The 22289-nt window shown below is 43.3% G+C and carries 17 protein-coding genes and 2 pseudogenes; 14 read left to right on the top strand and 5 right to left on the bottom strand.

Going from position 1 to position 22289, the window contains the following annotated elements; genetic code table 11:
* Window positions 1-39 precede the first annotated feature (39 nt).
* The 14 genes and pseudogenes from uppS to ppnP all read left to right on the top strand — a co-directional run bounded on the left by uppS (window position 40) and on the right by ppnP (window position 15298).
* Window positions 40-722: pseudogene (gene uppS / locus EP181_RS06925) on the top strand (polyprenyl diphosphate synthase).
* A gap of 4 nt (window positions 723-726) precedes the next feature.
* On the top strand, window positions 727-1542 hold the full coding sequence (locus EP181_RS06920; RefSeq protein ID WP_172959713.1) for a phosphatidate cytidylyltransferase: 816 nt from the start codon (window positions 727-729) through the stop codon (window positions 1540-1542).
* Window positions 1539-2936 (top strand): RIP metalloprotease RseP, encoded by a 1398-nt coding sequence (gene rseP, locus EP181_RS06915; protein ID WP_127470998.1) that lies wholly within the window; start codon window positions 1539-1541, stop codon window positions 2934-2936. Before EP181_RS06920 ends, rseP begins: the two co-directional genes overlap by 4 nt.
* A 1-nt stretch (window position 2937) precedes the next feature.
* Window positions 2938-5235: an outer membrane protein assembly factor BamA gene (gene bamA / locus EP181_RS06910; RefSeq protein ID WP_232023368.1), complete on the top strand. Its 2298-nt coding sequence runs from the start codon at window positions 2938-2940 to the stop codon at window positions 5233-5235.
* Between the two features lie 224 nt (window positions 5236-5459).
* Window positions 5460-6004, top strand: a pseudogene (locus EP181_RS12885) (OmpH/Skp family outer membrane protein).
* 7 nt (window positions 6005-6011) lie between these two features.
* Window positions 6012-7058: a UDP-3-O-(3-hydroxymyristoyl)glucosamine N-acyltransferase gene (lpxD, locus tag EP181_RS06900; protein WP_127470996.1), complete on the top strand. Its 1047-nt coding sequence runs from the start codon at window positions 6012-6014 to the stop codon at window positions 7056-7058.
* A gap of 120 nt (window positions 7059-7178) precedes the next feature.
* Window positions 7179-7616, top strand: a complete 438-nt coding sequence (fabZ, locus tag EP181_RS06895) for a 3-hydroxyacyl-ACP dehydratase FabZ (protein ID WP_127470995.1) — start codon at window positions 7179-7181, stop codon at window positions 7614-7616.
* 3 nt (window positions 7617-7619) lie between these two features.
* Entirely contained in the window at window positions 7620-8390 is a 771-nt protein-coding gene (lpxA, locus tag EP181_RS06890; protein WP_127470994.1) for an acyl-ACP--UDP-N-acetylglucosamine O-acyltransferase, read from the top strand.
* Between the two features lie 12 nt (window positions 8391-8402).
* Entirely contained in the window at window positions 8403-9596 is a 1194-nt protein-coding gene (gene lpxB / locus EP181_RS06885; protein ID WP_127470993.1) for a lipid-A-disaccharide synthase, read from the top strand.
* Window positions 9596-10270 (top strand): ribonuclease HII, encoded by a 675-nt coding sequence (gene rnhB / locus EP181_RS06880; protein WP_127470992.1) that lies wholly within the window; start codon window positions 9596-9598, stop codon window positions 10268-10270. The genes lpxB and rnhB overlap by 1 nt, the downstream gene beginning before the upstream one ends.
* Window positions 10271-10615: 345 nt before the next feature.
* Window positions 10616-11590 (top strand): chemotaxis protein CheV, encoded by a 975-nt coding sequence (locus EP181_RS06875; RefSeq protein ID WP_127470991.1) that lies wholly within the window; start codon window positions 10616-10618, stop codon window positions 11588-11590.
* Window positions 11591-12351: 761 nt separating this feature from the next.
* Entirely contained in the window at window positions 12352-12900 is a 549-nt protein-coding gene (locus EP181_RS06870) for a sugar transferase (protein ID WP_127470990.1), read from the top strand.
* 48 nt (window positions 12901-12948) lie between these two features.
* On the top strand, window positions 12949-14832 hold the full coding sequence (locus EP181_RS06865) for a polysaccharide biosynthesis protein (protein ID WP_197723357.1): 1884 nt from the start codon (window positions 12949-12951) through the stop codon (window positions 14830-14832).
* Between the two features lie 151 nt (window positions 14833-14983).
* The gene (ppnP, locus tag EP181_RS06860; protein WP_127470989.1) at window positions 14984-15298 is read left to right on the top strand and encodes a pyrimidine/purine nucleoside phosphorylase; all 315 of its coding nucleotides are present in this window, start codon (window positions 14984-14986) and stop codon (window positions 15296-15298) included.
* Window positions 15299-15547: 249 nt separating this feature from the next.
* On the opposite strand, the gene EP181_RS06855 is transcribed toward ppnP, so the two are convergent.
* From EP181_RS06855 to EP181_RS12880, 5 genes are all read right to left on the bottom strand, one after another.
* Window positions 15548-17263, bottom strand: coding sequence for a proline--tRNA ligase (locus EP181_RS06855; protein WP_127470988.1), 1716 nt, complete (start codon window positions 17261-17263; stop codon window positions 15548-15550).
* Window positions 17264-17373: 110 nt separating this feature from the next.
* The gene (locus EP181_RS06850; protein ID WP_127470987.1) at window positions 17374-18633 is read right to left on the bottom strand and encodes an APC family permease; all 1260 of its coding nucleotides are present in this window, start codon (window positions 18631-18633) and stop codon (window positions 17374-17376) included.
* A 131-nt stretch (window positions 18634-18764) separates the two neighbouring features.
* Window positions 18765-21134: an AsmA family protein gene (locus EP181_RS06845; protein ID WP_127470986.1), complete on the bottom strand. Its 2370-nt coding sequence runs from the start codon at window positions 21132-21134 to the stop codon at window positions 18765-18767.
* 246 nt (window positions 21135-21380) lie between these two features.
* On the bottom strand, window positions 21381-21749 hold the full coding sequence (locus EP181_RS06840; protein ID WP_127470985.1) for a YdbL family probable chaperone protein: 369 nt from the start codon (window positions 21747-21749) through the stop codon (window positions 21381-21383).
* Between the two features lie 68 nt (window positions 21750-21817).
* Complete coding sequence (locus tag EP181_RS12880) at window positions 21818-22126, bottom strand: YnbE family lipoprotein (RefSeq protein ID WP_420824407.1); 309 nt, start codon at window positions 22124-22126, stop codon at window positions 21818-21820.
* Between the last annotated feature and the right edge of the window lie 163 nt (window positions 22127-22289).

The raw sequence follows: 22289 nt of genomic DNA, 5'->3' as shown, positions 1-22289 counted from the left end.
ATTGATCAATTATTGGTGCCCCAGCATATTGCTATTATTATGGATGGCAACGGACGTTGGGCTAAAAAAGATTGATGCCTCGGTTTGTTGGTCATCAAAAAGGCCTTAATTCGGTTAAGCGTGTGGTTCAGCACTGCTCTAAAGTTGGCGTGAAAGCACTAACGCTTTATGCTTTTAGTACCGAAAACTGGCGACGTCCTCCCGATGAAATTAACAAGTTGATGGGGCTTTTTTTAAAAGCTTTGCAACGAGAAGTCACTAAGCTCAATGAAAACAACGTGCGCTTATTAGTGATTGGCGATCGCACAGCGTTTAGTCAAGATATTCAAACGCACATTAGTTTGGCCGAAGCGACTACCGCACGAAATACCGGTTTGGTGTTAACAATAGCCGCTAATTATGGTGGGCGTTGGGATATTGTTGAAGCGGTCAAAAAGTGGCAGCACGCTCATCCCGACCTGTCCATTAATGATTTAACCGAGGCGCAGTTAACCCATTGGTTGTGTTTAAAAGAGTTGCCCGAGGTTGATCTGTTAATTCGTACAGGTGGCGAACAGCGCATTAGTAATTTTTTAATTTGGCAAGTGGCCTACGCCGAGCTTTATTTTACCGATACTCTTTGGCCAGAGTTTGATGAAGCAGCCTTGGATGCTGCCATCGCTTCTTTTAAGCAACGCGAACGCCGTTTTGGCCAAACCAGTGAACAGGTCACCAAGTGTTAAAAAAATGTTAAAACAACGAGTTATTACAGCCTTGCTCTTGGCCAGCGCATTTACAGTTGCGCTCTTTTGGTCGCCTTTGTGGCTTTGGCAAACGCTTATGTTGTTACTGGCTGGCTTAGCGGCCTGGGAATGGTCGAGTTTTGCTGGTCTGGATAAGCAATGGCATAAATTACTTTATGTTTTGGGCGTCATGGGTACTTTTGGTCTGGGACTGGAGTGGCTTGATTTAAAACTTATTGTTTTGCTGACAATGCTTGAGGCGTTTGCGTTGTTTTTTATTGTCATTCGCTATCAACGCTCTAAAGGACAAAGTGGCGTAAACTCTTCCGTTGTAACAGCGTTAATGGGTGTGCTCTCAATTGTGCTTTTTACCGTGCTAATGGCGCGTTTTAGAACTGAATTTTCGCCTGAGTTATTGTTGGTAAGTTTAATGGTTATTTGGGCTGTTGACACGGGCGCATACTTTAGTGGTCGACGCTTTGGTAAAACTAAATTAGCTCAGTTTGTAAGCCCGGGTAAAACTTGGGAAGGCGTATGGGGCGGTACTGTCCTTGCGTTTGTGGTTGCTGTACTGGGTTTGTTTTTGTTGTCATCAGACCTTAAGTGGAATCTTTGGATTATGGCAACACTCTTGGCGTTGATTGCATTATTTTCTGTGGTGGGCGATTTATTTGAAAGTGTTCTCAAGCGCCAAGCGGGTTTAAAAGACAGTGGGTCTATTTTGCCCGGTCACGGCGGTATATTAGATCGAGTAGACAGTTTATTGATTGCCGTGCCTATGCTGTACATTGCTTGGGTGTTTGCCAAAGGCGTTATATGAGTGTGCTTTGGTCTGTTTTGGGTTTTATAGTGGTCATTGCCTTGCTGGTGGGTATTCACGAGTGGGGACACTACCAAGTAGCGCGTTGGTTTAATATTAAGGTGTTGGAGTTTTCGATTGGTTTTGGTAAACCCCTTTATCAACGTCAAGGCAAAGAAACACGTTTTAGTATTGCAATGATTCCGTTGGGCGGTTTTGTTAAATTTGTGGATGAGCGTGAAGGCAATGTTGCGCCAGAAGATTTAGCCAGGGCGTTTAATCGCCAATCGGTTTACAAACGTTTTGCGGTGGTGGCGGCAGGACCCATTATCAACTTGGTGTTTGCTTGGTTAGTGCTTAGCGCTATGTTTATGATTGGCGTGAGTGGTGTTAAACCTATCATTAACCAAACGCACGAGAACAGTCCATTAGCTATTTCTGCCAAGGCAAGTCAAATAACGTTATTTGAAAATGACCAGGCCTGGTCGATTACGCGTATTAATAATGAGTCGGTTGCAAGTTGGCAAATGGTTCATCAGGCGGTATTACACGCCTTAATTGAAAAGCAGTCTTCGGTTGATATTACGTTGCAAAATGCGTTGACTCAGCGAGAACTCACGCTGTTTAGTGTTGGTTTGGACGGTTTAGACATTAATCAAACCAAGCAAAATTGGTTAAAAGAATTGGGTTTAAGTGCGGCAAAGATTTCAGTACCACCCGTGGTGGGGCAGGTCTTGCCTAATAGCGCTGGGCAGCTGGCAGGGTTGCAAACTGACGATTTAATTGTGTCAATTGATGGTCAGCAGGTTGCCTATTGGCATGAGCTGGTTGAACGTATTCAGGCCAACCCTAATCAGTTGGTTGACTTAACGTTTATGCGCAATGCCAATGTTGTAACCACTCAGGTTCGTTTAGAGTCTAATACGTTAGCCGATGGTCAAGTGGTCGGCAAGTTAGGGGTAGGGGTAAAAATAACCGAAGCTGACATGGCGCCTTATACCTCGGTGGTTCGTTATGGTTATATAGAATCTTTAGGGCAAGGGTTTGACCGAAGCGTCGACCTATTGCAAATGAGCTGGACAATGCTTAAGCGTATGCTTTTAGGAGAGGTAAGCGTTCAAAACTTATCGGGTCCGCTCAGCATTGCTGAATTTTCTGGGCAGGCCATGCAAACTGGATTTATCTCGTTTTTGGGTTTGTTGGCATTGTTAAGTTTGAGTTTAGGGTTTTTAAATCTCTTGCCTATTCCTGTTTTAGACGGTGGGCATTTGATGTTTTATTTGGTTGAGATGCTTAAAGGCTCTCCAGTCAACGAAAAAATAATGATGGTGGGGCAACAGATAGGCTTAGTATTGATTTTAGGCTTAACCTTTGTCGCTTTATTTAATGACGTAGTTAGAATTGCAAATGGTTAATATGAACTTTAAATCTCTAAAAAGAACGGCCTTATCAAGCGCACTTATTGGCCTGATGTTTACTCCTGTGTTAAGTCACGCTTTTGTGGTTGAAACCATTCAAGTTGAGGGTGCGAATCGCATTGGTTTTGAAACCATTAACAGTTATTTACCCTTTGCCAAAGGCACAACTTTAAGCAGTTCAATGGTGCAAAAAACCATCCAAAGTCTTTATAAAACTGGCTTTTTTGATGAAGTGTCGTTATATCAAAAAGACAATGGTGTTTTGGTAATTAAGGTGGTTGAGCGTGCAACATTGGCCGAAATTGAAATGGAGGGCAATAAACTCATTGAAACAGACGCTCTCAAAGAAGCTTTGGATGGTTTAGGTATTAAAACTGGACGAATTTACAACCAAGTTGAGATGGATCGTGTCATTGTTGATTTAAAGCGTCGATACCACAATTTTGGCTATTACGCGGCAGAAGTTGAAATTATCAGCACTGAATTACCGCGCAATCGTGTTGCTTTAAAAATTAAAATTGTCGAAAACGATCCTGCGACCATTGGCAAAATTGCTTTGGTTGGCAATAAGGTGTATTCCGATGAGCGTTTAAAATCGTTAATACAAATGTCCGATAAATCTGCTGCATTCGGAGATGGCGACAAATACTCTAAACCTAAGTTAGAAGCGGATATAGAAACCCTGCGCTCCTATTATATGGATCGTGGATACGCTGAATATAAAGTACGTTCGTCACAAGTCAGTTTATCGACTGATAAATCCAAAGTATTTACGACTATTAATATGACTGAAGGTGAGCAGTACACTATTTCGACCATTAATTTTGCCGGAGAGCTAATTGTTGAACGCAAAGTGCTTGAAGCTTTATTGACCATTAAAGAAAGCGCTGTTTTTTCACGTAGTGCTATCGTCGCTTCGGTAAACGCTATTCGAGATCGCTTAAGTGAAGAAGGTTATGCGTTTGCCGAGGTTGAGCCTGATACAGTGTTGGATAAAACCAATAGAACCGTTGCTCTGCTGTTCAAGGTTGAGCCTAAGGACAGAGTGTATATTCGACGTGTTGAAGTAGAAGGCAATACACGTACTCGAGATCATGTTATTCGTCGTGAAATGCGCCAGTTAGAAAGTGCGCCTTATTCTCTAAAAGACGTTCGCAATTCAAAAGCGCGTTTAAATCGCCTGGGATACTTTAAAAGTGCCGATATTGAAACTAAGCGTGTTTCAAAAGACGAAGTTGATTTAGTGGTTAAAGTGGAAGAACAGGCCACGGGCTCGTTTAGTGCGGGTGTCGGTTATTCTCAGTTGGATGGTGTAAGTTTTAACCTAGGTGTGTCCGAAAGAAACTTTGTGGGCAGCGGTAATAAACTCGATTTTAGTGTGGCCACCAGTGCGGCGCGTAAAACGGCCGACATCGGTATTACCAATCCTTACTTTACCGACGATGGTGTGAGTTTGGGTGGTGGCTTTTATTTAAGCGAAATTGACGCCGAAGAGCTCGAAATTGCCGACTATACCACCAACAACAAAGGGATCAGGTTGTCGTTGGGTTATCCGTTAAGCGAGGTGAGTAACCTAAGTTACGGTTTAAAGTTAGATTCTCAAGAGTTGGTATGTTCGAATACGTTTAGCTTTTGTAATGACTATGCGGCGATTAACGGTACGGATACCACCGCGGCTATTTACAGCATGGGCTGGACACGGGACACTAAAAACGCCTTTTACTTCCCATCCGATGGGCAAGTAACCAGCTTGTCCATGCAAGCGGTTGTGCCTGGTACATCAGATGCGGCGTATTACAAACTTTTTGCCGACGAAAAGTTTTACTACCCTTTAACGCGCAATTTAACCCTTAATTTGCGCGCAGGCATTGCTTATGGTGAGGCCTATGGGGACACAGAAGAGTTGCCTTTTTACGAGCGTTTTTACGCCGGTGGTATTGGTTCGGTACGTGGTTTTGAACCCAACTCATTGGGTGATCTTTATGATTTAACCGCTAATGGTAGTGATCGTCCAAGAGGTGGTAGCACGCGCGTCATCAGTACAGCGGCACTGGTGTTTCCAATGCCGTTAATTGAAGATTCAAGCAATTTGCGTTTAAGTGTCTTTTTTGATGCGGGTAATGTGTTTAACACCTTTGATCAGATTGATTTAGGTGAGCTTAGAAGCTCGGTGGGTTTAGGTTTTTCGTGGATTACGCCAGTTGGGCCATTGTCGTTTAGTTTTGCACAGCCTGTGGCATATGAAAAGAGCGACGATACCCAAACGTTTCAATTTAACCTAGGCATGGCGCTTTAGGTCTGATGCCTTTAGTTAAATGAGTTAATTATTTAACCTTACCAGGCCTGGTTAATGAAGGTTTTTAAAGCGGATAACAAATTCTATTAGTAGAATCAATAAAATTAATTTAAGCCTTTACCTTAAATCATGAATTTAGGGTAAAATTCAAAAAATATATAATAACTACTGATTGCTGTCTCTGTATAAGTAAATCTTATGCAAAGGTCTTTTATTTAAAATGGATGTGTGGAATGCAAAAAATTATTAAACTTTATAGCGCGGTTTTTTTAATGACCTTGTCAACTTTGTCATTGGCAGAAGAGCCTGTTAAAGTCGGTGTAGTAAACGTGGCTCTGTTGCTAGAGCAAGCACCGCAAGCTAAGTTAGCCAGTGCTAAGCTAGAAAGAGAGTTTGCACCGCAACAAACCGAGTTAAAAGGTTTAGCCGCCAATCTTGATAAGCAGCAAAACGATTATCAAAAAATAAAGCGGTTATGAGTGACGCACAAAAAGCCACGAAAGAGCGTGAAATTGGAATGTTAACGCGTGAAATTCAACGCCGTCGTAACGATGTTCAAGAGTTGCTTAATTTGCGTCGTAACGAAGAATTAGCCAGTATGCAAACATTGGTTAATGAAGCGATTAAAGCCATTGGTAAAAAACAAGCCTATGACCTTATTTTGTATGAAGGAATTGCTTACACCAACGAAAGAATTGATGTTACTAAAGACGTGTTAACTCAATTGCAATCTCAAAGTGATAAACAGCGTTCTGAATTTAATAAGTAAGTAAGTTATGACAGTTCAGTTAGCTCAGATTGTTAAGCATCTTGAAATGCATGGGGTGACTGCTCGATTAGTCGGTGACCCTTTTATTGAGATTAAGCAGGTTGCGGCTTTAAATCATGCGAAAAACCAAGAAATAAGTTTTTTAAAAGAAAAAAAGTATCGTCCATTTTTAGCAACAACTCATGCCAGTGCCGTATTGTTACCCGATTCATTAAGTGCGGATTGTTCAGTTGCCTGCATTGTAGTTCCTGATCCATATTATGCCTATGCATTAGTAGCTCAACTATTAAACCCTGTTAAACATCGTTTGCAGGGGGTTCATCAACAAGCCTACATTCAAGATAATGTGACACTGGGTTCATCAATAACGGTTGAGGCTTTTGCCGTAGTATATGAAGGGTCTGTTATTGGCGATGGCACTTATTTATGTGCTGGAGCTGTAATTGAAGAAGGCGTTACCATTGGTAAATCGTGTCGAATTGGCCCAAACGTTGTTATTCATCAAGGGTGTATGTTAGGCGACTTTGTGACTATCGAAGCTGGAAGCATTATTGGTGGTGATGGTTTTGGTTGGGCGAATCATGATGGACAGTGGGTTAAGATTCCACAAGTTGGTAGGGTGATTATAGGCAGTCATGTGTCGATTGGTAACAATTGCACCATTGACCGCGGCGCACTCGATGACACCCTGATAGGCGATCATTGTATTATTGATAACTTAGTGCATATTGCACATAACGTTACGTTGGGTAAAGGTTGTGCAATTGCTGGCCAGTCAGGGCTTGCTGGCAGTGCCGTGTTAGGTGATTATTGTACCGTGGCGGGTCAGTCAGGTATAACAGGTCATATTACTGTAACAAGCAATACTCACTTGATGGCAAAGTCGGCTGTTACGCATAGTTTGTCTGAGCCGGGAACGTATGCGGGTTTTCCAGCTGTTCCTGTGAATGAGTGGCGAAAAAATGTTATTCGTATACGGCAGCTTGAAAAAATGGCACAACAGCTAAAAGAGTTACAAACACAGTATGAACTTATTGCACAGCAAGCTGTTTAATAGCCGCAGCCTAATGTATATAACCGCGTATAGACCATAAATATAACAATAAAGAGCCTAATAAAGTGGTTTCACCTTATATTAAGGGCTCATAAAAACAGTCGGAATTGGATTTTAAAAATGATGGAAGTTAAGGATATTTTTGATTATTTACCGCACCGTTATCCATTTTTGTTAGTGGATAGGGTCACAGAATTTACCTCGGGTGAGTCGTTAAAAGCGTTTAAAAATGTCACGTTTAATGAACCGCAGTTTACGGGTCATTTTCCTAACAATCCTATCATGCCAGGCGTTATGATTATTGAAGCTATGGCACAATGCACTGGAATTTTAGCGTTTCGTACTCAGGGGGCAAAGCCTGACGGCACGTCAATGTACTACTTGGCAGCGGTAGATAATTGTCGCTTTAGGCAGCCGGCTATTCCAGGGGATCGTTTGGATTTTGAAGTGAAGACATTGGGAAACAAACGTGGGATTTGGAAGTTTGAGTGCGTTACAAAAGTAGATGGCAAAGTGATTGCTTCTGCAGATTTATTATGTGCAGAAAGAAAGGTTTAAATTTTGATTCATTCAACCGCAATTATTGATCCACGCGCCAACATCGGTGCCAATGTAACCATTGGCGCTTATTGTGTCATTGATGGTGCGGTTACTTTAGGTTCGGGCTGCGTGTTAGAGCCGCATGTTGTGGTGCAGGGGCCAACGGTGATTGGAAAAAATAATCATTTTTTTCAATTTAGTTCTATTGGCGCGGCTCCTCAAGATAAAAAATACGCCGGTGAGCCAACGACTTTACTAATTGGCGACAATAACACGTTTAGAGAAAATGTAACCATTAATCGGGGTACTACGCAAGATCGTGGTGAAACCATTATTGGTGACGACAATTGGGTGATGGCTGGCGTGCATATTGCCCACGATTGTGTGATTGGCAATCACTGTATTTTTGCTAATGCCGCAGCGTTGGCAGGGCATGTTGTCGTTCAGGATTGGGCTATTTTAGGGGGTTATACCCTAGTGCATCAATTTTGTAACATAGGGGCACACAGCTTTTGCGGTATGGGCAGTGTCATTAATCAAGATGTTCCCAATTTTATTGTTGTTTCAGGTAACCTTGCGGTGCCAAGAGGCATTAACTTTGAAGGCTTGAAGCGTCGTGGTTTTGATAAAGAGCAACTTAATTTAATTAAAAAAGCCTATCGTGTTATTTATCGAACCGGTTACAGATTAGAGCAAGCGTTACACGAATTAGACGCCATCAATGATGCCAAAGGTACATTAGACGGTCTTAATACATTTCTAAAAAATTCCCATCGCGGCATTGTTCGCTAGTTTTTTGTTGCAATGACTTTGTACACAGACATTCAACGTGACCCGCAATCTTATGTATCCAATCAGCCCTTTGTTATTGCCATGGTGGTGGGAGAAGCCTCGGGTGATACGTTAGGTTTCGATTTGATGCAGGTATTAAAAGCGCGTTTTCCACAGGCACGATTCGTAGGAATTGGCGGTCCTAAAATGCTGTCCATCGGATTTGAAAGTTGGTTTTCCATGGAAAAACTCTCAGTAATGGGGCTTTTTGAAGTGTTAAAGCATTTGCCAGAACTGCTTAGTATTCGTAAGCAATTAATTAAGCGCTTATTGCAGTGCCAGCCAAATGTCTTTATTGGCATTGATGCACCTGATTTCAATTTTAAAGTTGAAGCCACTCTTAAGCAGCAAGGCATTAAAACTATTCATTATGTGGGGCCATCTGTGTGGGCGTGGCGGGTTAAACGCTTGATTAAGATTCGTAAAGCGGTTGATGGCGTGCTGGTATTATTTCCTTTTGAACCCCCTTATTATGAGCGATATCACATTCCAGTTAAGTTTGTTGGTCACCCTTTGGCCAATTTAATTGCAGAATATCCTAATAAAACAGCCGCTAGAACTTTATTAAATGTGCCATTAAACGCCAACGTTACCGCTATTTTACCGGGTTCAAGAGCCAGTGAAATTGAGCGTATGAGTGATGTGTATCTTCAGACCGCGCAAATTTTGTCGACGCAGCATCCTGGTATGCATTATGTAATTCCGTGCGTTAATAAAAAAGCTAAAGCGCGCATACAGCGGTCGGTTGATGAATTTGGTGTCGGTTTATCGATACAGTTGATGGATGGACAGTCTAAAGAGGTTTTAGAGGCGTGTGATCAAGCCATTGTGACATCGGGCACGGCAACATTAGAATGCGCCTTAATGAAACGCCCCATGGTTTTGGCCATTCAGGTGCACCCAATATCGTATTGGTTGATGAAGAAAATGGCAACCATTCAATGGATTGGTTTACCCAATATTTTAGCCAACCAAACCTTAGTTACCGAACTTATACAAGATGCCGCAACGCCGCAAAACATTGCTTTTGCCCTAGAGCAGGTTTGTTTTAACGAGGCATTGCGCACACGACAAATTGCGGAATTTACCACGCAATATCAACAACTAAAGAAAAATGCATCCAGTTTAGCCGCCGATGCGATTCAAGAATGGGCTGGGTTAGTTTAATGGCAAGCTGTTCTTTGCAAGGCCAGTTGTTTGATGTTTATCCCACGTTGGTTCATGATGAATCTGTTTACCAAACTTTAACCGGTTTTACAGCCGGAGTAGACGAAGTGGGGCGTGGCCCTCTTATTGGTGATGTGGTTGCGTGTGCGGTGATTTTACCCAAGGGGTGTGATTTGCCGTTGCGTGACTCAAAAAAGCTTAACGAAAAAACTCGTGAGCGCTTGGCATTAGAAATTGAGAGCCAAGCGGTTGGGTATTGTATTGCCAGAGCCACTTTTGAAGAAATTGATGAATTAAATATTTTGCACGCAACATTGCTTGCAATGCGTAGGGCGGTGAGTCAATTGCATGCTAATGTAAGCGATATTAGAATGGTGTACGTTGACGGCAATCGTTGCCCGAAGTTGACGTTGCCTTGCCAAAGCGTCATTAAGGGGGATGATAAAATTTTAGAAATTAGCGCTGCATCCATTTTGGCTAAAGTTTATCGTGATCGACAAATGATTGAACTGCATGAGCGTTACCCTCATTACGGGTTTGCCGATCATAAGGGGTATCCTACTGTAAAGCATTTGGCGGCGTTGGCGCAGTATGGATTAATAGAAGGCTATCGTAAGTCCTTCAAACCTGTAAGAGATCTAAGCATGCTTTCATGTACGGCTAAAGGTGGCTGAAAATGGCAAAAAATGGCTAAAACTTACCTGTTTTTCGTTGCACTTCATGCATGCATGGGTCTCTTTTAGAGACCTTTGTACGAGTGAGGTGCGAGGAAAAAATGAGATAAAATTTGCCTGATTGCGGCGAAAAACGCAGTGAATAGCTGGCTATTCGCAAGGTTTTCAACAAAAACCAGGTAAATTTTAGCCATTTTTAACCGTGCCTTGACTCGTGCATGGGTCTCTTTTAGATAAATAAGATAAAAAAATGTTCAGTTTATACGCTTTGGGTTAAAATCAATTTTGTTATAAATAGGTTCATTAATCACTCAATCAACACTTAAAAGTATCGAGCGCACCTTTATGAGTACTACATTAGAACAAGTTGAAAAGACCGCACAGCTGAGCAAAAATAATCAAATGAGTTTGATGGTTTTTCAGGTTCAGTTTCCAAGAGCCGATTATCAACCTGCCTATTACGGTATGAATGTTTTTAAGGTTCGAGAGGTGCTTGAAGCTCGTGCCTACGAAGTATCCCCTATGCCTGATGCCAATCCATTGATTGAGGGAATGGTTGAACTTCGTGGTGTTTACTTGCCTGTTATTGATTTACCCAAATGGATGGGTTTTGAAATGACTCCCGAGGAACGAGAAAAATCGATTATTATTGTTTCTGATTTTAGTCATAATTTTATCGGGTTGCGTGTTTCTTATATTCATGGAGTTGAAGAAAAAAGTTGGTCGGATATTCATCCCGCCGGCAACTACAATGTGGACGTTAATACGAATCAAATTGTAAACCACACGTACCTAGAAAACAGCGAAACGCTGTGTTTTATCTTGGATATTGAGCGGCTGTTAATTGAAGCAATGCCTGCAATGGCCGAAAAGATTTTTGCTTCAGCCAAGCAGGTAAGCAAGCAAGGACATGCATTTAGCGCTCAAGTGCTTCAAAAAACAATCTTATTTGCAGAAGACAGTAAGTCAATACAACGTTATATGTCTATGGTGTTTGAACAGTTAGGGCTTAAGTTTATAAGTTTTGATAATGGTCGTTTGTTGCTTGATTATGTAGGCAAATTAGAATCTCTTGATGATATTTCGATGGTGTTTACTGATTTAGAAATGCCAGTAGCATCAGGGCACACTGTTATACGAGAATTACGAGCCAACCCTAAAACCAAAAACATGCCAATTATTGTGCATACGTCTATGACCAGCAATAATAATAACCGTGAAGTATTGTCTATGGGTGCTAACTATTTTATTGGAAAAGTTGATACTGATTTAATCGTCGAAACGATTCATAAGGTCGAAACTGAGATGTTTAAAATTTAAATAGTCTATTAGAGACCTTTGCACGAGTCAATGTACGAATAAAAATGGTTAAAATTCACCTGATTTTTGTTGAAAAACTTGCGAATAGCCAGCTATTCACTGCGTTTTCCGCCGCAATCAGGCAAATTTTCCCTCATTTTTCTTTCGCACCTGACTCGTGCAAAGGTCTCTATTAAAAACTTTACACTCTAATTGATTGATTACCGTAAATATTTGCATAAGTGGGGCGCTTAAAAACCCTGAGTTTTTTGCGCGTCACCCGTACATAAGCCATCATCCAGATAAATTCTAATTGTTCTTCCTATGCTCATAGTTCTCCTAGCATCTAACGATTAAGCTAAGCGAGCTGCACTTTAGCCCAGGCCGATTGAGTGCTTTATTAAAGCGTGGTGCTTGAGGTGAAAGATGAACTTTTAGCCTGAAACATAACACCAATTTACAAACACCAGAATTGAAGTTACCAGGCCTGGTAACTTTGTTTTTAGCTGAATTTGGTTTTAAACGAAATAACTGGGGTTAAAGTAACGTTATTTAATTTTAACTCTGACCCCAATGCCATTAAGTTAAGGATTTTGGCATTGAAAATCTTGTGTTTCCCTAGTCAGCATCCTCGCGATAGCGCGGATTTCAAGCCGTTTAAAAAATTCACGCTTTCGCGGGAATGACAGTTTTTGGCTTAACTTAACGGCATTGCTCTGACCCCATTTATTCCATTTATTTTATTTGTTTTGAGTATTCTAGTTGAGTGGTTGGATAAATTTATGATGCGTTTTTTAGATGTAGTGTTTTCGTTTTTAGGTTTGGTGTTTTTATGGCCGGTAATGGCCTTATTGTTTGTGCTTGGCTTGTTTGACACAGGCGCGCCGTTGTTTAAGCAAGTGCGGGTGGGACGTAATAAAAAACCGTTTACGTTGGTTAAGTTTAGAACCATGAAAGTAGACACCGCATCGGTTGCGTCGCATTTGGCAAGTTCGTCGTCTATTACTAAGTTTGGGGCGTTTTTGCGCCGCACTAAATTAGACGAATTACCGCAGTTGTGGAACGTGTTAAAGGGCGAAATGAGTTTGGTAGGCCCCAGGCCTGGTTTGTTTAATCAAGAAGAGTTAACGGCAGAGCGTGACGCATTAGGGGTGTTTGCAGCACGTCCCGGGGTAACTGGCTTGGCGCAAGTAAGCAACATTGACATGTCTACCCCAGCATTATTGGCACAAACCGATGCACAAATGATGGCGGCTTTAACGGTAAAAACTTACTTTAAATACATTTTAATGACCGTGCTGGGTAAAGGCGCGGGCGACAGAGTTATCTGACCCTATTTATTTCCATTTATTTAAGTCGCAAAGAAGGAGCATGTTTTAGTGTTTGATGTTACTTGGTTATTGGCGTTGCCACGTTGGCAAAAGCGTGCGCTTTCTATTGCGGTTGATGCGGTTGGTTTGTTGTTAATTGGTGTATTTGCTATTTGGTTGCGTATGGGTGAGTCGGTTTTTCCGGTGACTCTTTACGTGCCTGCGATTGTGTTGTTGCCTTTGTTGGCGTTGCCGGTATTTATTCGCATGGGGTTGTACCGTGCGGTGGTGCGTTATATTAGTCACCGTTTTGTGTTTGTGGTGTTTAGTGCGGTGTCGTTTAGTTTTTTATTGTGGGCCACGGCCATTTTTATTGCTGATGTAAAATACCCTCGTTCTGCTCTTATTATTGCTTGGTTAATGGCCATGTTTTACGTGGCGGGTTCTAGACTGGCGATTCGCTGGGTATTGCTTAAGTCGTTAGGGGTTAACGAGCAAGCGCGTTCGGTGGTTATTTTTGGGGCGGGCGAGTCGGGTCGCCAATTAATGCAGGCGTTAGACCCATTGGCCAATCGAAAAGTAGTGGCGTTTATTGATGACGATAAAAGTTTGTATCATCAAAAAATTGGCTCAGTAAAGGTGTATGGTCGCCGTGATTTAACCACGCTAATTGAGCGCTTTAGAGTTGAAGACGTCTTGCTGGCTGTACCCTCGCTTAACGCCAGCCAAAAAAAGGCTGTGCTGGCGTGGTTAGAACCCTATGCGGTTAACGTGTTAATTTTGCCGAGCATGGCCGAAATTGTCGACGGCAAGGTGTCGTTTAGCGATGTACGCGAAGTGAGCATTGAAGATTTGCTGGGACGCGACAGCGTAACGCCTAAGCCTCAACTGCTTAGCCAGTGCATTACTGATAAAGTGGTGATGGTGACCGGCGGCGGTGGGTCAATTGGTTCTGAGCTGTGCAGACAAATTTTAAAAAATCAACCTAATACACTGATTGTGTACGAGTTAAGCGAGTTTGCACTGTACAGCATAGAGCAAGATTTACTTAAGTTGATTAAGACGCACGGTTTTAAAACCCATTTAGTGGTGATGTTGGGTGACGTTAAAAATGCCAGTAAACTGGCCAATGTGGTGAGTCAGTTTAAGATAGAAACCATTTACCATGCCGCAGCCTACAAGCACGTACCCATGGTAGAACACAATATTGCTGAAGGCATGTTAAACAATACCTTAGGCACTTACACGGTCGCCAAGGTGGCGGCCGAGACCGGGGTTAAAAACTTTGTATTAATTTCAACCGACAAAGCGGTAAGGCCTACCAACTTTATGGGGGCTAGTAAGCGCTTGGCCGAAATGGCGCTACAGGCTTTACAAACCCAATACCCGCAAACGTGTTTTGTGATGGTGCGCTTTGGCAACGTTTTGGGTTCGTCGGGTTCGGTCATTCCGTTGTTTAAAAAGCAAATCGAACATGGCGGCCCAATCACGGTCACACATTCCGAAATTACCCGTTATTTTATGACCATTCCAGAAGCCGCCTCGTTAGTGATTCAGGCCGGTTCTATGGGCGTGGGCGGTGATGTGTTTGTGCTGGACATGGGCGAGCCGGTTAAAATTGCAGATTTAGCGGTAAGGGTGGTTCACCTGTCTGGTTTAACGGTGGTGGATGCTTTGGGACACGGTGACATTGAAATTATGTACACCGGTTTACGCCCCGGCGAAAAGCTGTACGAAGAGCTGTTAATAGGTGATAACGTAGACGGCACTGAACACCCACGCATTATGAAAGCTCACGAAGAGTTTTTAACCTTACCAGCGTTTGAGCACGAGCTGCAACAGCTGCAACAGCATTTAAGCCAGCATGACTTTAAAGCCCTCAACGCACAGTTAGAAAAAATTGTTTCGGGCTTTAATCATCAATCGGCGATTGTGGATTACTTGGATGTTTGAGTTTTGCGTTTGTTCGTTGATACACGCTAGATTGTGCATCAAAAAGGCGTTAGAATTCGCCGCACACACTGTGTACTGTATTTGCACAGATGGCTTAAACCGGATTTTTACCAATTTAAAACAAAATTTTTAAAACACAAAGGAAGTTTAAATGTCTAAGTTTGAAAATGTCGCAGTATTAAAAGAAGCCTCAGTGTATTTTGACGGCAAAGTCACCAGCCGCACGGTATTGTTTGCCGACGGATCTAAAAAAACCTTGGGCATTATGATGCCAGGTCAATATGAGTTTGGCACCGAATTAGCCGAAAACATGGAAATGTTGTCGGGCGATGTTGAAGTGTTGCTGCCCGGTGAAACAACCTGGAAGTCTATTGTAAACGGCAGCAGCTTTGATGTACCGGCCAACTCTAAGTTTGGCATTAAAGTAAACGCCATTGCCGATTATTGCTGCTCTTATATCGCTTAGTTTACCCAGTTCATCATGCCGTGCCACGACACAGCATCTACCATGTGCGCCGTAATAGATTGCGGGTTAAGCCGGCAGCAATGACGGGGGTTTATGTTTGGTAAAACCAAACCAAACCAACCAGGCCTGGTTAAGTAACTAATTAAATAAAACGGGCACGATAAAACGTGCCTTCTACTCTGTAATGTGTGCGAACCTGACTTGTTACTCCCTGTTTATAAAACAAGGCGTTACAGTCATTGGCCGAAGTTATCCCACCAATTTAGCCATTAAAAACTCCATAAACCCGTCTTGGGCTATGTCTTGTGATTGAGGGTCACGGCGGTATTTGTATTCGAGCATGCCACTGTCTAGGCCGCGTTCTCCGATGACTATGCGGTGTGGAATCCCAATTAAATCCATGTCGCTAAACATAACGCCTGGGCGTTCTGCGCGGTCGTCAAGCAGTACGTCTACGCCGTTGGCTTGCAGTTGCTGGTAAAGTTGCAGCGCTGCTTTTTCTACCCGGGGCGATTTGTGCATTTGCATGGGTACAATGCAGACCTGAAACGGCGCGATGCTTTCAGGCCAGATAATGCCTTTTTCATCAAAGTTTTGTTCTATTGCGGCGGCGACCACACGAGTAACACCAATGCCGTAACAGCCCATTTCTAAAATTTGGGCGCGGCTGTTTTCGTTTTGCACATTAGCGTTAAGGGCAGTAGAGTACTTGTTGCCTAGCTGAAAAATATGCCCCACTTCAATGCCACGTCTGATTTCAATTTTGCCTTTGCCGCAGGGGCTTAAATCGCCTTTTACCACATTACGTAAATCGGCAATGAGGGTTGGGGTGGTGTCGCGTTCCCAGTTTGCACCGGTTAGGTGAAAACCGTCTTGGTTGGCACCGCAGACAAAATCGCTCAAATGCGCGGCTGTGCGATCGACAATCACTGGAATGGTTAAGCCAATTGGACCAATCGAGCCGGCGTTGCAGCCTACGGCGTCTAATATTTCGGTATCACTGGCAAAGCAGAACGGGTCGGCTACTAGGTCAAGTTTAACGGCTTTTATTTCATTGAGTTCGTGGTCGCCACGAATCACCAAGGCCACAACGGGTGCGGCGTCGGTGGCACCTTTTACTAACAGCGTTTTAGCCACGAATTTTTTCTTAAGCTGCAAAAAGTCGCACACCTCTTCAATGGTGTGTTTATTGGGCGTGGCCACTTTAGTTAACGGTGCAGTGGCGGCTGGGCGTTCGCCTCGTGGGGCAACGGCTTCGGCCAATTCTACGTTGGCGGCAAAGTCCGATTCGGTTGAAAAGGCGATGTTGTCTTCGCCCGACTCGGCCAAAACGTGAAACTCGTGCGAGCCGTCGCCGCCAATGGAGCCTGTGTCGGCTTGTACGGGTCTAAAATCTAAGCCCAAACGGCTAAAAATGCGGTTATAGGCGTTAAACATGTCGTCGTAAGTTTGTTGTAGGCTTTCGCGGTCTATGTGAAAGGAATAGGCGTCTTTCATAATAAATTCGCGTGAACGCATGACCCCAAAGCGCGGACGAATTTCGTCACGAAATTTGGTTTGGATTTGGTAAAAGTTAACCGGCAGTTGTTTGTAACTGCGAATTTCACGGCGTACTAAGTCGGTAATAATTTCTTCGTGCGTTGGCCCTAAAGCAAAGTCGCGCTGGTGGCGGTCTTTAAAACGCAGTAGTTCGGGGCCATAGTCGTTGGCGCGACCCGATTCTTCCCATAGTTCGAGCGGTTGTACCACGGGCATGAGCAATTCTTGTGCGCCTACGCGGTTCATTTCGTCACGAATAATAGCCTCTACCTTGCGTAATACCCGTACACCCAGGGGCAGCCAGTTGTACAAGCCGCCGGCCAGCGGGCGCACTAAGCCGGCGCGTAACATCAATTGATGGCTAATCACCACCGCATCGGCAGGGGTTTCGCGCGTGGTGGCAAGCAGTAAGTTAGAGGTTTTCATGGGTGTTTGGCCTTAAATCGCTAAAGAATAAAGCGCGTATTTTAGCACTTGTTGTGGGCTTTAATATAGTTTTCAAACGCATGCTCGGGCTGGGCGGACGATGATGATATTTAACTAAAAATACGATAAGTTTCGAGTAAAACAAAGCCTAGGCTGGCCAAAAATGCCAATAGAGTGAGTTTAATGGGTACGTTAAACGCGTGGGTATGGGCGGCTTTTGAGGTGTTAATGGGTTGTTTAAATTGCACTTCGCGCCGTTTTATACGCCACAATGCTAGATTTACAAGGGTAAAAACAAGCAACATAATCCACGATGTAAGTTGCGCTAAACTGCTTAAATTGCCTATAAAGGCCAGGATAATGACAGTACAAATGGCTAAAATGGTGGCGTAAACAGGGGTGTGGGTTTTTGGGTTGATTTGACCTAACCAGGCTGGAAGTTGCCCTTGTGAGCTTAATCCGTATAACACGCGTGACGCCATTATAATTTGAATGAGCGCGCCGTCAATAATGGCAAATAAGCTAATCCAAATAATCCATTGCGGGTTTTTTTGGGTGTGATGCTCATACAGCAAGGCCAGTGGAGCAGAGCTGTTTGCAAATAGTTCTGGTGGAATGGACAGTACCGCCAGCAGCATAATGGATAAGTACAGTAGCGTGGTTAAAACCAAGGTCAGTATGATGGCCTTGGGCAAGGTGCGTTGGACATCGTTGACTTCTTCGGCCACCGCCACCATATCTTCAAAGCCGATAAAGGCGTAAAACGCCAGCAACGTACCGGCTAAAACAATGCCCCAGCTTGAAAAACTTGCACCCGGCAATAGCTCGGGCCAAAGCATGGGTAATTGGTCAAGCGCGCTTACACTCACAGCAATTACCCATACCAAGCCTATTAGTCCTAGCAGGGTAAGCGCCGCAGTAAACCAGACCGCTTGCACAATGCCCCATAATGCAAATGCACCTAATATAAGAGCAGTGCTTAATATAATCCAGTGAGTTGGCCAGGGCACTAATTTAAAAAAGTAACCGCTAAACGCATGCAGTAGGGCGGCCGAAGAGACCAGGCCTGCTAAGATGACCAATAAGCCAACTAGGGTTGACAGCGGCTTTAGGTTAAAGCCCACTTGAGTATAGGCTGCGGTACCTGCCGCATGCGGGTAGCGGCTAGACAGCTCTGCGAAAGACAGAGCGGTAAGACCTGCTAACACCGAGGCGACTAAAAAGGCCATGGGGGCTAAATACCCTGATACCCCCGCCAGCTCGCCTATTAAGGCATAAATGCCCGCACCTATGGTGGTGCCTAAACCATAAAACACCATTTTAGGCAGCGAAAGTGCACGTTTTAGGGTGGGCGCTTGTTGGGGGATCATTGTAAGATTGACCAGGCCTGGTTAAATAAATGAATGAGGTTTTTTGACCTAATTTATACATTTAAAGCCGCGTTAAAGCGGCTTTAAATGTGGATTTAAATATGAGTTTTAAGGTCGATTAAAGTCTCAGTTTAAGGCAGTTTTATACCTTTTAACGCCTCTTTTAATTGGGTTTCGGCCTGTTTTTTGACTTCTTTAACGACTTTCTTTTTTTGCTTTTCTACTTCGGCTTTGGCTTTTTCGGTTACTAATGATTCTAAATCAAGAGCAATATTGGGGCTGGCCAAAGCACCGGTTAATTTTATGGGTAAGGTCACGCCATTGAGTTCTTTAAGCTCTTGACCGCCTTGACCTTTGTCGGAATTAACAACTGTGGCTTTTACTTGATAGTCGAGCGTGTTTTTCACTAAATCAACTTGCCCTAAGCCATTAACGCGCATAAATGGCATCATGGCTTCTAGCTTTTGAGTGTCTAACACGCTTTGTTTAACTGTGGCGTGCATGACTAGGCTGCTAAAGTCGGTTTGTAAGGGTTCAGTGGACGCTTCAAGTGCTTTACCCGACAGCTTGGCTTTGGCTTCTCTAACCGATTGCGCCAAATTAAAACCTTTAATAGCACCATTGTTTAAATCGGTTTTAAACTCACCATTTACGTTCTTTTTAAGATCGGACACAATTAAGCCAGTGGTGGTTAAGTTGGCGTTAATGTTGCCTAAACCGCTTAGACGGTCGGTGTTAGCAAACGCCATTAATACCTCACCTACCGGAATGTTTTGGGTGTTGGTTTTAACATTGTATATCGGTGTGTCGGTTGTAGCGTCTACACTTATTTGTGCGTTAACTTGGGTGTTAAAAATGTCCATGGTAATGGGGTTAAGAGCCAGTTTTCCAGCTTTACCGATTAGGGTGGTTTGAATATTTTTAGGGTTCAGTTGCGCAAATTGCAGTTGGTCTATTTTAAGTTTGCCGTTAATGGTGAGCGTACGCAAAAACTCAGAAGGCAAATTAATTTCGACTTCTTGTGGCGCAAATTCAGGGGCTTGAACCGCCGGCGGTGTGTTGTTGCTGGTATTGGGTTTGGGTAGGTAACGATTTAGGTCTATTTTATCTAGCGCCAGCTCGTATTGAATAACGGGTGTAGAAAATTGCGCCACGCTGCCTTTGCCATTTAGGGTTGTATCGTCTAGTTGCACCGTTAAATCGTTAAAGGTTAAGGTTTGTGATTGACTGTCAAAGTCGGTGTTTATATTGGCCTTAAACTGCGTTAGGGTTTGCATATCGCTCATGTTGGGCAGGGTGACGTTTAACTGGGTTAGCAGAGTTCTTAGGTTGGTTTGGGCTAAATTAAGCTGGGCGTTAACCTTGGGATGGTCGTTAAGTTGACTGGCTTTAACCTGACCAATCACTTGTGTGTTTAGGGTTTTAAAGGTGATATTGGCCAGCTCGGCCGTTTGTTTGCCCCAATCTAGACTGGGTACGGTACTAAAGTCTATATTTGCCTTGCCTTCTGGTAGCGATGCGCCTTGCAGTTGGGTGCTAAGCGTTAAGTGTTTGGCACTGAGGTTTTGTTGCGCTAAATTGCCGCCAAGATCAACCAAGTTAAGCTGGCCTTGGTAGTTTTGAATGCTTGCCTCAGGCGCACCGGCAGCGTTAAAGTTTACTTGAACATTGGGGATGTTAAGGCTGTTTTGCGCTGCATGCAGCTCAATGGTGGGGGCGCTTAATTGCACGTTAAGGGTTTTGATGGGCGTATCGGTGGTGTCAACATTTGTGGTTAAGTCGACATTGCGAACGGCGTAACTGCCGTCTTGATTTACCATGGCTTGAACGGTGAGATTAATGTCTGCACTCAATGCGGGCTGGCTTATTTGAGTTTGCGCCGAAAATGCAACTGAAAAATACTCACCAAAGGTCACAGTTCCGGTGTTTAAGTCTATGTTTTTAAAGGTCATATCGCGTTGAGCTTGGGCATCTTTAAAGGTGACTTGACCGCCTTGGATGTTAATGCCAGCAAACTGCAATGAACCCAAAGTGGCCAAAGGGTTTTCTGGGTGTGTTGCATCAGTAACCGCTGTTGTGTTGCCGTTGCTTAGCGTGGTGGCCGACTTTACTAGGTTGTCCCAGTTGGCGGCACCTTCTGCGTTGCGTTCTAAATTTAAATTAAGGTTGTAAAGGGTTAAGGCTTCAATGTCCAAGTCTTGTTTAAGCAATGGCAGTAAAGACACCCCTAATTGGGCTTTTTCAAGGGTTAAAAACGGTTGTTCGCTAAAGCCTGGCGCGTTGCTTAATGAGGCTTGCTCAAGGCTAAAGCCTAAGTGTGGAAACAGCGATAAGCTGATGTTTTCAAAAACAAGGTCGCGTCCGGTCTCTTCTTTAACGATTTGCGTGATTTTATCGCGGTAACTGTTGGGGTCAAAGGTGGCAAATAATATGGCTAAAGCAGCAATGATCAAAATCAGTAGGGCTGCAAATACTTTTAAAAAAAGACCAAGAAATTTCATGTAAAACGCTCCGCGCAGTGTGACGTGTTGTGTGACTTAAGAGACCTTGTAAGGGGTAAATTTAGACGTACAAATTTAGACGTACAAATTTAGACGTACAAAAGTCTCTAATGTTTAAAATTTTAAAATGTTATTTTTAGACCATAGCGCATTCGCTTATACAAAGGTCTGATTTTATAATGGTTTACTAACAATGCATAGGCATTTGGGCTGTTTAAAGACACTTAAATGGCTACTTAAGTGCGTTTATGGCTTTTTAACCCATTGGCCATTTTGTTGTATTAAGTGACCACGGTGGGTTTTTTGAATGGCTTTTTGTCCTGCTAATTGCTCAACGTCTTGCAGTTTAATATTGTTGGCTTGTGCCATTTTTTGGTATTCGGCTTTTCTGGCCTGATTAATTAAATTAGCAATTTCTTGTGCTTGCGCTGATGGGTTTACTACGCCTAAATAGCCATTGGGTTGTTCGCCAACCCAGCCTTGCGCTTTTGCGGTGGGCAGTTGTGTCATGGCGTCGGATAGAGTGATGGCGTAAACATTTAAACTTAGCATTAATAAAACGGTGGCAAAGGCGGCTTTAAGCGATTTTGTAAACGTTGTGTTGTTAAAGTTCATTTTGAGTTCCTGGATTGTCTTAAAAAAGAGCGTGTTTGTTAAAGCGGCAGTCTTAAATCTGCATAGGCTTAAAATAAGCCGCTGGATTCACTAAACATGGCATCGAGTTGTTTGTCTACTTTAATAAGAATTTCGTGCTGAATTTTAACATTTAAGTTAATGTTAATGGGCTCGTTTGGCATGGCCACTTGCACGGATGGCGTACAACCCATTTGTGTGCTTAAGGTTAAACCTAGCCAGCCGGTAAGAAATAAAGTGGGCAATGCACGCAGCGTATGGTTGCGGAATTGTTTAAGGTTTTTAAGGTTTTTAAGGGTGCTTGTAGGCTTTTTTACAGCGCGTTGAATAAGCTTGCGTAACCAAAAGGGTGTGTTCATTGTGTGTTCCTTGCCATGCGTTATGGCACTAACGGCCTGTTTTAAAAGCGTTTAAATGGGCTGTGCAAAAGCGGCGAACCAGCAAAAATTGACGTGTGCAATGCACCTAACAAGCGTCAAAGTGTATCAAAGTCGCGCTTATTAATCCCAATCAAAATCAACT

It is taken from the genome of Thiomicrorhabdus aquaedulcis, assembly GCF_004001325.1.
In the GTDB taxonomy this organism is placed as follows: Bacteria; Pseudomonadota; Gammaproteobacteria; order Thiomicrospirales; family Thiomicrospiraceae; genus Thiomicrorhabdus; species Thiomicrorhabdus aquaedulcis.
The sequence above is the reverse complement of the archived record's forward strand: the minus strand, read 5'-3'. Positions and strand labels throughout refer to the sequence as shown.

Excerpts from the sequence above, each read along its gene's own strand:
- EP181_RS06920 (WP_172959713.1), top strand. The coding sequence starts at position 727 with ATGTTAAAACAACGAGTTATTACAGCCTTGCTCTTGGCCAGCGCATTT.
- rseP (WP_127470998.1), top strand. The coding sequence starts at position 1,539 with ATGAGTGTGCTTTGGTCTGTTTTGGGTTTTATAGTGGTCATTGCCTTG.
- bamA (WP_232023368.1), top strand. The coding sequence starts at position 2,938 with ATGAACTTTAAATCTCTAAAAAGAACGGCCTTATCAAGCGCACTTATT.
- lpxD (WP_127470996.1), top strand. The coding sequence starts at position 6,012 with ATGACAGTTCAGTTAGCTCAGATTGTTAAGCATCTTGAAATGCATGGG.
- fabZ (WP_127470995.1), top strand. The coding sequence starts at position 7,179 with ATGATGGAAGTTAAGGATATTTTTGATTATTTACCGCACCGTTATCCA.
- lpxB (WP_127470993.1), top strand. The coding sequence starts at position 8,403 with ATGACTTTGTACACAGACATTCAACGTGACCCGCAATCTTATGTATCC.
- rnhB (WP_127470992.1), top strand. The coding sequence starts at position 9,596 with ATGGCAAGCTGTTCTTTGCAAGGCCAGTTGTTTGATGTTTATCCCACG.
- EP181_RS06875 (WP_127470991.1), top strand. The coding sequence starts at position 10,616 with ATGAGTACTACATTAGAACAAGTTGAAAAGACCGCACAGCTGAGCAAA.
- EP181_RS06870 (WP_127470990.1), top strand. The coding sequence starts at position 12,352 with ATGATGCGTTTTTTAGATGTAGTGTTTTCGTTTTTAGGTTTGGTGTTT.
- ppnP (WP_127470989.1), top strand. The coding sequence starts at position 14,984 with ATGTCTAAGTTTGAAAATGTCGCAGTATTAAAAGAAGCCTCAGTGTAT.
- EP181_RS06855 (WP_127470988.1), bottom strand. The coding sequence starts at position 17,263 with ATGAAAACCTCTAACTTACTGCTTGCCACCACGCGCGAAACCCCTGCC.
- EP181_RS06850 (WP_127470987.1), bottom strand. The coding sequence starts at position 18,633 with ATGATCCCCCAACAAGCGCCCACCCTAAAACGTGCACTTTCGCTGCCT.
- EP181_RS06845 (WP_127470986.1), bottom strand. The coding sequence starts at position 21,134 with ATGAAATTTCTTGGTCTTTTTTTAAAAGTATTTGCAGCCCTACTGATT.
- EP181_RS06840 (WP_127470985.1), bottom strand. The coding sequence starts at position 21,749 with ATGAACTTTAACAACACAACGTTTACAAAATCGCTTAAAGCCGCCTTT.
- EP181_RS12880 (WP_420824407.1), bottom strand. The coding sequence starts at position 22,126 with ATGAACACACCCTTTTGGTTACGCAAGCTTATTCAACGCGCTGTAAAA.